Below are 12,730 nucleotides of genomic sequence, written 5' to 3' on the forward strand. Positions count from 1 at the left end.
AATAAAGATATTCTTCTTCTCTCACTTTATTTTTTTGATTACTTAAGTCTGTTGTAGTCACTGATTTTTTAAATTTCCCATTAAAAAAATCGAGAGGAGCTGTCTTTAGGGCTCTTCTCTCGATTAAAGATTTTTGCTTCTTGCCTGATGAAAACCACAACTTTCTCGAATCACCAATCTTGTGGGCACAATTACTTTTAACGGTATTTCCCTTCCCTCGATCCGATCGATCAGCAATTTGACACCTGTCGCCCCCATTGTCTCGATTGGGACGTGAATCGTAGTAAGTGGAGAACTTGCAAACTGGGCTGCCTTTACATCATCAAAACTAACGATAGCCACATCATCTGGAACGGCAACATTTTCTTCTCTAAGGGCTCTCAACGCGCCAATTGCCATGGGATCACTTGCAATAAAATAAGCCTCTGCCATATTCCCTTTAGCAATAGCTTCCTTCATTAATCGATAACCATCTGACATGGTAAAATCTCCTGCATGCACGTGTTTCTTTTTATATTTCCCTACTTCTTTCATTTTCTCAATAAATGCCGTATGACGCTCGTCTTTACTTATTTGTTTGCTCTGTCCATCGATAAATTCGAAGGTATAACCGCCAATGAATCCAACGGTTTTAGCGCCTAATTGAAGTAGATGCTCGATTGCTAAGTTGGTTGATTTTTCAAAGTCAACCATTACCGAGTCATACTGATTCTCATCTGGTGAATAGTCTACATACACCACATGCTTTACTTTTTCTTGCAAAGTGGGCAGCAAGGCTGGATCCACCTTACCAATTAAAATCATTCCGTCTAACCGCTGATATAGTTGAGATGGCGTGAAATTACGCAGTCGGTATATCTCGGTTGTTTCTATCCCATTTTTTAAACATTGCTTTTCTACTCCCTTTCTTAAAGTTAAGAAATAAGGGTCATCCCACTCTTCTTCTAGTGACTGACAGACAACAATCCCAACCCGGTAGGATCGCTTGCTGGCGATGGTTCCCTTTTTTCGTAATTTGAGGGTTTTATAATTCAACCCTTCTGCTATCGTAATGATGCGTTGGCGTGTTTCTGTTGCGACAGAGAGGGTTAAGTCATTATTTAATACCCTTGATACAGTGGCAGGAGAGACATTCGCCTTTGCCGCTATGTCTTTTATCGTTGCCATATTTTATCCACCTTTTTTTATAGTAACTCGCCATCATTGCCATCTATCTAATTATCTTACCTCATGGTGTATAATTCTCCTGCAATCGAAGCAGTTCTTGTTTTTCTGCTACCTTGTTAAACACATACAAACATGTTCGCATCGTAATATAGGCCGTTAAGCTTCCAGAAAAAAAGAGGATAGCATACGGTAAAATAAACATACACAACAGCATAATAGCCAAGCTGATTAGCATTCCTATATTTGCCAACGGATGGCTCAGCATTAAATAGAAGGCATATTTACATACTTCTTTTAACGAGACTTGATAATGTACATACACCGGAATGACATATAACATCATTAAACCAATGACGATCATCACTGTAAGCAGCGGCCATTTAATCATCCCGTGAAATCCACTATGATAATAGGACATATATTGAATGTTGACATAACACAGAAAGGAAACGGCCAGAAAAATAAGACCTATGACATTGCTTTTCACAAACTCTTTCTTATAGATTGAATAAAACATTCGGAAGTCCCATTCTTGTATATTTCCTAATAACCAACGCCTAATAATCGTAAACATGGCTACCGTCGCCGGAAATAAACCAAAGACAACCAAACCTAGTATGGTGAAAATAAGCCATAACACGTTCAAATAGGCCATCCTAGTAATCCATTCCATCCCGTTCATTACGCTTTTCACACTAGCACCTCTTTTCCTTGACGGACCACCTGCAGCAACCGTAGATTGCTGCAGGTTCGTTTTAGACTAACCTTTTATACCCGTTAAGGTAATCCCTTCAATAATATACCGCTGGGCAAATAAATAGACGATAATCACCGGTACAATCGAAATAGTCGCTCCCGCCATCATATATGACCAGTTGGTCACGTATAAACCTTTAAAATTGTTCAGTAAAAGCGGAACCGTAAAATTAGTCGGTGTAGATAAATAGATTAAGGCATCAATAAAATTATTATAGGTCTGCATAAAGATAAAAATAGACATCGCAGCAAGCGCTGGTCGAATTAATGGCAGGATCACACTCCAATATATTCTGATTGGATTGGCTCCATCCATTATCGCCGCTTCCTCTAATTCTTTAGGGATACCTCGGATAAATTGACGCAGCAAGAATACAGCAAAGGCATTAAATAAGGCACCTGGAATAATTAATGGCAAATGCGTATCTAACCATCCTAACCAATCCATAATTAAATATAATGGAATCATGGTTACTTGTTTCGGGATCATCATCGTTGCCAGGAATAAAATAAACAGGACACCAGAACCTTTAAACCTTAACTTCGCAAAGGCGTAGGCCGCCATGGAGCCTGTGAATATCTGTCCTACCACGGCAATCGTTGTAATATAAAAGCTATTCCAATAGGCACGCCCAAACGGCATGGCTTGAAAGGAATCAATATAATTTTGCCAAACGACTGGGTTGGGAATCCACACCGGTGGAATCGCAAAAATTTGCGTCATATCCTTCAACGAGCTACCGATCGTCCAGAGAAAAGGGAAGACCATCAGAAAGGAGCCAATAATTAAGACAATATGCAACAATACTTTTCCAAACGATAACTTAGTCTTCATAGTATACCCACCTTTTCTGCAGTGTGAACTGTATCAAGGTAATGATCAAAATAACCACGAACAAAACCATAGCAGCAGCCGAACTCATCCCAAATTGAAAATCGATAAAGGCATTTTGGTAAATATGATATACCATCGTATAACTTGCTTTACCTGGCCCTCCCTGTGTTAAAACAAAGGCTTGGTCAAACACTTGGAACGAGCCAATCAGCGCCATAATCGTTAAAAAAAAGGTAGTTGGCGACAACATAGGAAGCGTAATCTTATAGAATTGTTGAAACTTGGAAGCCCCATCGATTTCAGCAGCCTCGTAGTATGTTTTCGATATTCCTTGCAACCCAGCTAAGAAAATGACCATATTATAACCCAATTGCCACCAGATACTTAAGATCGCAATCGAGATCATCACAATACTGGTATTGGTTAACCAGTTCGGTCCGTCTATACCAATCGCCGCAAGCATTTGATTTAAAATACCAATATCACCATTTAAAATCCACATCCAAATGACGGCGATAGATACGGAACTAGTGACTACTGGCATAAAGAAAAATAAACGATAGAATTCTTTCCCTTTTATCTTATTCAAGGCAATCGCAAGTATAAGCGATAACAGCAACCCTACCGGCACCGTTAGAATGGTATATAAAATCGTATTATAAGTAGCCGTCCAAAAATCAGATTGGGTCAGTTGGTTGATATAATTACTGATTCCTACAAACGTTCGTTGGCCAAAGCCATCCCACTTCATAAAGCTTAAAACAAAGGCAGAGATCAATGGAATAATGGCAAAGGCGAGTAAACCAAGCAATTGTGGCGTTAAAAACAGGAGTCCCCATTTTGCATTTTGTTTCTGCACGTTTCCTTCCACCCTTCTTTCCGTAGTATAGGGAAAGGGCAAGCCATTGCACTCACCCTTTTCACGATCGTTTACTCTTCGTTACGATATTCTTCGATCATATCTTTGCCTACTTGATCAATCTCTGCTACTGCTGCATCCAGTTCTTCTTCCCCTAGGTATAATAAATCTAAAATACTATTTATTTCTTCATCTAAGCCCGGAATAGTTGTCTGTTTATCTTCCACCATGCCAATATTTCTCACATCTACTAAATAACTCGAGTGTTCTGGGATATCAGCCTGCTCTACAATATCATCGGCAGCTTCTACAGAAGGTACCGCATTCCCCCCATCTGTCAATCGGGCACGCTGACCATCCTCTGAGGTATAAAAGGACAAGAATTTTATGGCCTCATCTACGTGATCCGAATGCTCCCCTACCGACAGATAAGCAGTAGCAATACCTGCTGTTTCCGTTTGCTCACCAGTATTGGTCGGCCAAGGAATATAATCAAATTCTAATGCTTCATTCTCACTAAACATCGGCGTCAGCCATCTGCCCGCTGCTACAAATGCCGTTTGATTGGACATAAACATCGCGTCTGGTCCTTGCCCTTCCGGTAACGCTCCTGCATAGGTGAAATTACCAGCCGCAATATTTTCACTTACATAACCAAACGCCTCTTGCGCCTCTGGATTATCTGCTAAAATCATATTCGTGTCTTCATCATACATATTACCGCCATTTGTCCAAATCCAGCTAAAATTGTGCATCGCACTATTTTCAGCGACAAAACCATACTTTCCGCTCTGTGCTACCTGCTCACTCAGCTGTGAAAAATGCTCCCAATCCCAGTCTCCGGCTTCGAATAGCTTTTGCGGTTCTTCTGGATCGATACCGGCTTCCTCTAGCACGTTCTTATTATAGTAGATCAGCATTGGATTGGAATCGACGGCCGTACCATAAATACCATCATCGTTCCTCGCAGGTCCCCAAAGTCCTTCTGCAAATTCATCTGGTGCCACATAGCTGTCATCTGATTCTAGAAATTCTGTCAATTCTACAATTCTTCCTGTTTTGATTAATTGCGCCATATATTCTGCCCCTACATAGAACAAATCGGTTGCCTGACTTCCTTGTAGTTGAGTAAATAACTGCTGGCGATAGGTATCACCTGGAGCAGGGATTAGTTCGACTGACACATCTGGATTCTCCTCCATATAGGCATCCAATGCCCTTTGGTATACCTTTTGTTCTGCAGGATTTCCCCACGCTGTCATGGTCAGTTTTACATCAGCATCTGGATTCCCACCACCTGAACCACCATCCCCACTACCTGAGTCATTGGAGCATGCAGAAAGGAAGATAAACACGAAACCAAGTAACATGATCGTAACGAATCTTACTCTTTTCATTTTTTGTTTCCCCCTCTTGTTTTAGTAAACAAACCTTGTCAAACTCCTGAAGCCTAAACACAATAAACGGATAAACGTAAGCCACTAATAGGAACAATCCCTCTCGATGAATGCGTTTACAATATACATATTTTTAAAAAACTAAAACATGCACATAAATTAAGTAAATGTATTAGTTAGAATGAATGTTTGATACGCTGCCGCCTTCCTCGTGATAGGCATTATATGCACAAAACTAGGAGTCGTGATGATTTTGCATTCAGAAAACGATAAGATCATACCACATAAATTCTTAGTCTGATTACAGCTATGATGGCAAATAATTCTTGCAGCACCTCATCACTTAGCCATTCATATAAATCCTACACCTCCTAATTTACTCAAAATGTCATCCGGTTATCATTCTGATTATTCTTTTACCTATGAACAAAATATTTAGTAAATTTATGTAATATGATACTTATTAGTTTATTTAATATGCTAATAAGTACTAAAATTAAATTAAAAAATTACTAATAGTTCTATTAATGTTATATAATATACCGAGAATGTAGAAGATAGAATGGTAAGATTTTTATAAAAAGAGCCGTTACGAGCCTATAAACCGAGTAGGCGTCGCCATTACTGGCCACGCCTCTCACAGATCCACACGTGCGGTCCTACGCATGTGGCTCCTCCCATATATCCCTCTTAGAGATAACGTTCATCATAAACAGTTACTAAATTAACGAGACCTAGCTTGTGAAAGAATTCGTTATCTAACGCTGCGTGAACCATGGGACTCTTCGAACTTCGCCAAGCAAACATTCGAATCCCTCTAAGGTTTTCTTCTCTCCATCCTTTCTTTCTCAAGAGACGGTGGAGACTTTTTACGTGTCGCCAACTCCTTAGCTGTACCATCCGTAATCTTCTTCTCACCCAACTATCCCATTCTCTAAAGGACGACTTCACACTCCCATATCGGAAATAATTCGCCCAGCCTCTTAAATAGGGATTCAGTTGTTCTTGGATAAGGGTCTGAATGTCCACGGTTTGGTTCTTTCTCGTGATGGCTTTGACCCTTTCTTTGAACTTCTTCACTTTCTTTGGGTCTATTCGGCGAATGGTACGTATGAACTCATAGCCAAGAAAGGTAAATGGCTCTTCCCACGCATACACAACCTTGGTTTTCTCTTGATTCACGGTAAGTCCTAGATCTTCTTCCAGAAATCTTGTGACATTTCTTCTTACTCTTTCCGCACCCTTCTGACTTTTACACAAGATGATAAAATCATCCGCAAAGCGAACGATTCGATGGCCTCGAGCTACCATCAACTCATCTAATTGGTGAAGATAAATATTAGCAATTAATGGACTGATGACACCACCTTGTGGCGCCCCTTGTCGCGTCTCTTGATAGTGATCTCCTTCCATCACACCCGCACACAGGAATTGGTAGATCAGTTGAATGACCGATCCGTCGGTCACTCGTTTCCTGATTTGTTGTTCCAACTTATCATGCGGAATGGTATCAAAGTAAGATTGTAGGTCCGCGTCCATGACATAGTAATATCCCGCTTGGAGATGTTCAGTAACCTTATCTAACGCCATGTGGGCACTGATCCCTGGTCGGAATCCATAACTGACAGATAGAAAGTCTCCTTCAAAGATAGGCTCCAATACTTGGCATAACGCTGTCTGTACCACCCGGTCTTCTACCGTTGGAATCCCTAACGGACGCCATTTCCCATTGTCTTTCTCGATCCATTCTCGCCGCACGGGCTTAGCACGATACGTTTTGTCTTTCAACTGTTGTTGGAGCACTTCTAGATGGTGTTCCAAGTCTTGTTCATAGACGTCGATCGTTACCTTATCCACTCCCGGTGCGCCTTGGTTGTACTTCACCTGGTCAAAAGCTTGCTTCAAGTTGCTTCGCTTATATACTTTGTCATACAAGCTATACCATATCCGTTTCTTCATCTGTTTATTCCCCTTACGTCTCTGCTTTCTTGCTTCCCCGGTTACTGTTTCTCCTTGGGAAAGAGCGAATTTCCAAGGTTCTTAGCTCGTCGCAATACCTCTTCTTCCCTCTTTCGGCGGTAGACGGTGTACCCGTTTGTTCCACCCTGGCTTCCGTCGATTCTTGACGCGTATCCAGCTTCTGTCTACTTCCACAGTCCTAAGCAAACCTACTCACAAAATGCTTCTATGGGTCACGCCCTTCACACCACTTTCTCTTCTTTTGAAAGAGACGTCGCAACGATATCTTCGTACCGTTTCACTTATGTGCTGTCCTCGCTCCTGTTACCAGTAGGTCTTCGGCATAAGCTTCTTCACTACTATGGCGATCTCTGACTTCTTCCTCCTCGTCTTGCGTCCTCGGTTTACCCTTGCGACGACAATACCTGCCTATACAGGAAGAAAGAAGATCTCAATGGGTCACATCATACCCTTTCCCTCTAGCACAGCCCTCCTAACATGTCGAGATTGCCAGCTATTTGGACTTCCTGTTGTTTTGCACAGTCATCCTTCTCTCATGCCATCGTGGGATTCCAGCTCTGGTCAGAGGTTTGCTTTCATGTCCTCCGCACGCTACTTCACAGTACGCGCACTACATGTCAGCTAATGCTTTCCGGCTGGGCGGCGCATTCGGGACTTTCACCCTTTAGTGGTATGTGCTGCCACTCGCGAAAAAACAGCCGACAGATCCAATCATCTGCCGGCTGTTTTTATCATAGACCGATTCATTTATTATTTATACTCTGGCAACCAATTGACAAGTTTCTCTTTCAAAATCATGCACGTTTCAAGGGTTATTCAGCGTTGAATCGTGTTGGCCGCAATTACGTAATATTATTTTTTCAGGTTTTCTAATTTCAAATGTAATTCGTAGATCCATATTAACGCTTGCTTCCCAAATATCAGGATTTTGATAACCTTTCATCTTTTTAATCCTGAGTGAAGGGTGGGAGAAATTATCTGCCATTAATTCTAACGTATCTTGGATTTTTATTTGAGCTTTTGTATCCATCTTTTTGTATTTTCTAACAAAAGACTTTGTGAAATAGAGCTCCATCTATTTATCCTCGTTCACCCATGAATCCGCCTCGTCACTATCTAACCATTTTATAGCTTCTTCTGGGTTTTTAAAAGATTTCACACGTTTTGCTTTAATATCTTCATCGGCTTCACGCTCACCTTTTTGCCATTCTTCCGTCCAAAACCATGCCTGATCTCTTTCAATGGTTATGACTGGAATTAATACAATACGACCATTTTCAATCGCTACTTCAAGTTGTTCTCCTTCTTTTAATTGTAGCTGTTCGATTACATCAGTGGGGATTGTTACTTGATTCTTTCCACGTAAACGTACACTTTTTCCAGGCATAGTATCCCTGCTTTCCGTTATACTTACCATGATTATATCCAACCTCCCATTAATATATTCATAAATTCTTACTTTGTTACTTTTATTTTAGCACTTTATTTGCCCTCTGTCATCAAGTAAAACTATGCTAAACTAATATACAAAAAACAGCTGGAAGATCCAATTATCCACCAGCTGTCTTTCATATATTCGCTCATTATTTGTACGTTGGCAACCAATCCCCATGTTCCTCAATCAAATCATCACATAAGGCAACAATATCGTCTAATGATAGCTCGGCTGCTGTGTGCGGATCGAGCATAGCTGCTTGATAAATCTTTTCTTTCTTTTGCGTCAAGGCCGCTTCAATCGTTAACAATTGGGTATTAATATTGGTTCGATTTAAGGCAGCAAGCTGTTCTGGCAAATCACCTACATACGTAGGTGTTACCCCGCTTGCATCAACCAGACACGGTACTTCTACGACAGCATTTTCTGGCAGGTTACTAATCAATCTGCCCGTATTTAAGACATTTCCGCCAATCTTAAACGGTTTATTGGTCTCCATTGCTTCAATAATGTAGGAGCCGTATTCGTGCGAACGCTCATGAGTCAAATTCTGATCATTAACTAAATCATCGCGCATTTGCTTCCAGCGCTCAATCTGATTGACACAACGTCTTGGATATTCATCTAGTGGAATATTATAACGATCGATTAATTCTGGATATTGACTTTTAATAAAGTATGGATGGTATTCTGCATTATGTTCGGATGATTCTGTGACATAGTAACCGAATTTATCCATCAATTCAAAGCGCACCATATCATCATGCTTTTCTTTTTGTTTTTCTTTGGCGCGTTTTTTGATTTCTGGGTATAGATCTTCTCCATCACGAGTGATCTCTAACAGCCAAGCCATATGATTAATACCGGCAATCTTCCATTGCACGTTATCTTTCGGCATTTCTAGTGATTCAAGTAAATGACTGGCACATACCTGTACACTGTGGCATAGTCCTACAGTTTTGATCCCTTCTTGCAACATAACATTGGTCAAAACTGCCATCGGATTGGTATAGTTCAAGAACCAGGCATCTGGGCAGACCTCTTTCATATCACGAGCAAATTCTCGCATCACCGGGATGGTACGAAGATTACGGAAAATTCCTCCTATCCCCAATGTATCCGCAATCGTTTGGCGTAAACCATATTTCTTTGGCACTTCAAAATCGGTAATCGTACAAGGATCATACCCGCCAACCTGAATGGCATTAATGACATATTTTGCTCCGCGCAAAGCCTCTTTACGATCTGTGTACGCCTTCACGGTTACCGTAGCATTCATGCTTTCTTTCAAATTATTCAGCATCATTTCAGAATCATTCAAGCGCTCATGGTCAATATCAAATAAGGCAAACTCAAAATCTTGCAAGGCGTCGACCGTCATACAGTCCCCTAGCACATTTTTGGCAAACACCGTACTTCCTGCTCCTAAAAAAGTGATCTTAGACATAAAATATCCTCCTTTGAATCGTATTAAATTGCTATTGCTTATTCCCATCATAATCCGTTAATGAATTGGTTTCAATCGTAAATATTTTTGAAAAGGGTAATATATTGCTCTTTAGCCTTAGTCAATAAACAAACGATCAACAGGCATCACCGATTTATCACGGCGATAATGACTCGGTGTACTGCCAATTAATTGCTTGAACACTTTACTAAAATAATTTCCTGTTGTATAACCAACTTCTTGGGCAATTTGTTCCACTGTTTTATGGTCATCCATTAATAAATCAAGGGCATGCTGAATGCGGATTTTCGTCAAATATTGAACTGGTGTTTCCTTGACTGAATTAACAAACAGGCGGGTAAAGTGGTACTTCGACAGACCAGACACGGAAACCATATCGTCTAAGGTCAAATCCTCGGGGTAATGCCGTTCGATATATTGCTTTGCTTGTTGAATAGCAATCGGGATATCTCTGACTTGCTGTTCTCCATATTCCAAATACTCTAAGCATTCCATCAGAAAGGAATAGGCATACGATGAGGCCTCATAGCCATGGTTGATCCCCGTTGTTTCAATTTTTTCCAATGTCCGCCATATATGCCTGATCGGTCGAGCTTGCGTTGACATATGAAACAGATGCCCATGTTTTTCTGTCATTTGTTGAAACAGAGTGAGCGCCTCTCTCCCATACATCGTAAAATAAATAAACTCCCAATTTTCTGAAGTATCCGGAAGGTAATAACAATGATCACTTGGTATGTAGACAAAAAATGCCTTTCCCTTGGACAGCTTATGGACAGTATCACCAATACGGATGGCACCTTCCCCGTTTAAGGTATATTGAAAGACAATTCGTCCGTCTTCGCCCCTTTGCAAACCATTCCATTGATAACTGGAATCTGCACGATTTTCACGACCAATCGCATGTAGACCAGCTACTCGTTCTTGATACGCTCCCTTAAAGCGAAACCCATATGTATTATGTCTTGAATACGATGGCAAAACGACCCTCCTCCTTTTCTTAGTACATTTTTTCTTCATTATAACATTGATCGTCCTATAACTGGCTGAAAGACATCCACTATTTTAACGAGCCAATGACCTCTTTCAACACCGTATTGATAAAATTATCGGCCCCCTTGATTGACTTCCTATCGCAAATCCCTTAAGCTTGCTTTATATACGAAAGATGGAGGAATTGTGATATATGTTACAAGCTACCAATGTTAGTCTACGCTTTGGAGATAAAAAACTGTTTGAAGATGTGAATATTAAATTCACAGCGGGTAATTGCTATGGGTTAATCGGAGCTAATGGGGCAGGTAAATCAACCTTCCTAAAAGTGTTATCCGGTGAAGTAGAGCCTCAATCCGGGCATGTGTCCCTTGGTAAAGATGAGCGCCTGGCTGTGCTAAAGCAGGATCACTTTGCTTACGAGGAATATGAGGTATTGACTACCGTGATTATGGGTCATACGCGTTTGTATGAGGTCATGCAAGAGAAAGACGCCATCTATGCCAAAGGCGAATTCACTGAAGAAGATGGCATGCGTGCCGCTGAATTAGAGGGTGAATTTGCCGAGATGAATGGCTGGGAGGCAGAGTCAGATGCTGCCATTTTGTTAAAAGGACTAGGAATCGAAGAAGCGCTGCACACTCAGAAAATGGCCGAATTATCTGGTTCTGACAAGGTAAAAGTATTACTGGCACAAGCGTTATTTGGCAACCCGGATATCTTGCTTTTAGATGAGCCAACCAACCACTTGGATATTCAGGCAATCCAATGGCTGGAAGAATTCCTGATTAATTTTGAGAATACGGTGATTGTTGTCTCTCACGACCGTCATTTCTTAAACAAAGTATGTACCCACATTGCCGATGTCGATTACGGCAAGATTGAATTATATGTGGGGAACTATGATTTCTGGTATGAATCCAGTCAGCTTGCCCTGCAGATGGCCAAAGATCAAAATAAGAAAAAAGAAGAAAAAATGAAGGAACTGCAGAATTTCATTGCACGCTTTAGCGCGAATGCTTCCAAATCGAAACAAGCCACTTCTCGTAAGAAGATGTTGGATAATATTACACTGGATGATATCAAACCTTCTTCCCGTCGTTATCCATATGTCGCCTTTCAGCCGGGACGTGAGATTGGTAATGACTTACTTCGTGTCGAAGGGTTATCCAAAACAATCGATGGCAAAAAGGTGTTAGACAACGTAAGCTTCACCTTAAAGCCTTATGACAAGGTCGCTTTTATCGGACCAAATGAAATAGCAAAGACCGTGTTATTCGATATTTTAATGGGTGAAACCGAACCAGATGAAGGCAGTTTTACATGGGGAGTTACGACATCGCAGTCTTATTTTCCAAAGGATAACGCGAAGTTTTTTGATGGAAATGAATTGACATTAGTGGAATGGCTGCGACAATATTCACCAGATGACCAAACCGAAACCTTTTTACGTGGGTTCTTAGGACGCATGCTCTTCTCCGGTGAGCAAGCCTTGAAAAAAGCAAGTGTACTTTCCGGTGGAGAAAAGGTTAGGTGTATGTTATCGAAAATGATGTTAGCCAATGCCAACGTGTTAGTAATGGATGAACCTACGAACCACTTAGACTTGGAGTCGATTACTTCTGTCAATAACGGGTTGATCAATTTCAAAGGATCGATCTTATTTACGTCACATGATCACCAATTTATCAATAGTATCGCCAATCGTTTGATTGAAATCACGCCAAGCGGCATTATCGATAAAGAAATCAGTTATGATGAATATGTAGCCGATCAGAAATTACAAAAAGAAGTAGAAGCAATGTATGCCTAAACAGAAACCTGCACCCAACTTTCGGGT

11 protein-coding genes and 1 pseudogene are annotated in these 12,730 nt (G+C 40.9%); 2 read left to right on the plus strand and 10 right to left on the minus strand.

Features of this window, described 5'->3' with window-relative positions:
* Nucleotides 1-123 precede the first annotated feature (123 nt).
* The 10 genes from BN6556_RS05860 to BN6556_RS05905 all read right to left on the minus strand — a co-directional run bounded on the left by BN6556_RS05860 (nucleotide 124) and on the right by BN6556_RS05905 (nucleotide 10,878).
* Nucleotides 124-1,167 carry a LacI family DNA-binding transcriptional regulator gene (locus BN6556_RS05860; RefSeq protein ID WP_066188305.1) on the minus strand — a complete coding sequence of 348 codons (1,044 nt, stop codon included), beginning with the start codon at nucleotides 1,165-1,167 and terminating at the stop codon, nucleotides 124-126.
* Between the two features lie 61 nt (nucleotides 1,168-1,228).
* Nucleotides 1,229-1,861 (minus strand): YesL family protein, encoded by a 633-nt coding sequence (locus BN6556_RS05865; protein ID WP_078059941.1) that lies wholly within the window; start codon nucleotides 1,859-1,861, stop codon nucleotides 1,229-1,231.
* Between the two features lie 66 nt (nucleotides 1,862-1,927).
* Nucleotides 1,928-2,758 (minus strand): carbohydrate ABC transporter permease, encoded by an 831-nt coding sequence (locus tag BN6556_RS05870; protein ID WP_066188307.1) that lies wholly within the window; start codon nucleotides 2,756-2,758, stop codon nucleotides 1,928-1,930.
* Nucleotides 2,748-3,617 (minus strand): carbohydrate ABC transporter permease, encoded by an 870-nt coding sequence (locus BN6556_RS05875; protein WP_066188311.1) that lies wholly within the window; start codon nucleotides 3,615-3,617, stop codon nucleotides 2,748-2,750. The genes BN6556_RS05870 and BN6556_RS05875 overlap by 11 nt, the downstream gene beginning before the upstream one ends.
* 71 nt (nucleotides 3,618-3,688) lie before the next feature.
* Nucleotides 3,689-5,014, minus strand: coding sequence for an ABC transporter substrate-binding protein (locus tag BN6556_RS05880; RefSeq protein ID WP_066188313.1), 1,326 nt, complete (start codon nucleotides 5,012-5,014; stop codon nucleotides 3,689-3,691).
* Nucleotides 5,015-5,704: 690 nt separating this feature from the next.
* Nucleotides 5,705-6,973 (minus strand): group II intron reverse transcriptase/maturase, encoded by a 1,269-nt coding sequence (gene ltrA / locus BN6556_RS05885; RefSeq protein WP_066187247.1) that lies wholly within the window; start codon nucleotides 6,971-6,973, stop codon nucleotides 5,705-5,707.
* Nucleotides 6,974-7,799: 826 nt separating this feature from the next.
* Nucleotides 7,800-8,069 carry a type II toxin-antitoxin system RelE family toxin gene (locus BN6556_RS05890; RefSeq protein ID WP_066188314.1) on the minus strand — a complete coding sequence of 90 codons (270 nt, stop codon included), beginning with the start codon at nucleotides 8,067-8,069 and terminating at the stop codon, nucleotides 7,800-7,802.
* Entirely contained in the window at nucleotides 8,070-8,411 is a 342-nt protein-coding gene (locus BN6556_RS05895; protein ID WP_066188315.1) for an AbrB/MazE/SpoVT family DNA-binding domain-containing protein, read from the minus strand.
* Nucleotides 8,412-8,577: 166 nt separating this feature from the next.
* A complete protein-coding gene (gene melA, locus BN6556_RS05900; protein ID WP_066188317.1) occupies nucleotides 8,578-9,876 on the minus strand; it encodes an alpha-glucosidase/alpha-galactosidase in 1,299 nt (432 codons plus the stop codon).
* A 117-nt stretch (nucleotides 9,877-9,993) separates the two neighbouring features.
* The gene (locus tag BN6556_RS05905; protein WP_078059942.1) at nucleotides 9,994-10,878 is read right to left on the minus strand and encodes an AraC family transcriptional regulator; all 885 of its coding nucleotides are present in this window, start codon (nucleotides 10,876-10,878) and stop codon (nucleotides 9,994-9,996) included.
* Between the two features lie 205 nt (nucleotides 10,879-11,083).
* Here BN6556_RS05905 and BN6556_RS22875 point away from each other — a divergent pair.
* Both BN6556_RS22875 and BN6556_RS22880 read left to right on the plus strand, forming a co-directional pair.
* Nucleotides 11,084-11,623: pseudogene (locus BN6556_RS22875) on the plus strand (ATP-binding cassette domain-containing protein); the annotation flags it as partial.
* A gap of 72 nt (nucleotides 11,624-11,695) precedes the next feature.
* Nucleotides 11,696-12,703: an ABC-F family ATP-binding cassette domain-containing protein gene (locus BN6556_RS22880; RefSeq protein WP_454107301.1), complete on the plus strand. Its 1,008-nt coding sequence runs from the start codon at nucleotides 11,696-11,698 to the stop codon at nucleotides 12,701-12,703.
* Nucleotides 12,704-12,730 lie beyond the last annotated feature (27 nt).

This window comes from Gracilibacillus timonensis (genome assembly GCF_900086715.1).
Lineage (GTDB): Bacteria > Bacillota > Bacilli > Bacillales > Amphibacillaceae > Gracilibacillus > Gracilibacillus timonensis.

Coding starts and splice junctions, on each gene's coding strand:
- melA (WP_066188317.1), bottom strand. CDS start 9,876: ATGTCTAAGATCACTTTTTTAGGAGCAGGAAGTACGGTGTTTGCCAAA.
- ltrA (WP_066187247.1), bottom strand. CDS start 6,973: ATGAAGAAACGGATATGGTATAGCTTGTATGACAAAGTATATAAGCGA.
- BN6556_RS05870 (WP_066188307.1), bottom strand. CDS start 2,758: ATGAAGACTAAGTTATCGTTTGGAAAAGTATTGTTGCATATTGTCTTA.
- BN6556_RS05880 (WP_066188313.1), bottom strand. CDS start 5,014: ATGAAAAGAGTAAGATTCGTTACGATCATGTTACTTGGTTTCGTGTTT.
- BN6556_RS05890 (WP_066188314.1), bottom strand. CDS start 8,069: ATGGAGCTCTATTTCACAAAGTCTTTTGTTAGAAAATACAAAAAGATG.
- BN6556_RS05860 (WP_066188305.1), bottom strand. CDS start 1,167: ATGGCAACGATAAAAGACATAGCGGCAAAGGCGAATGTCTCTCCTGCC.
- BN6556_RS05895 (WP_066188315.1), bottom strand. CDS start 8,411: ATGGTAAGTATAACGGAAAGCAGGGATACTATGCCTGGAAAAAGTGTA.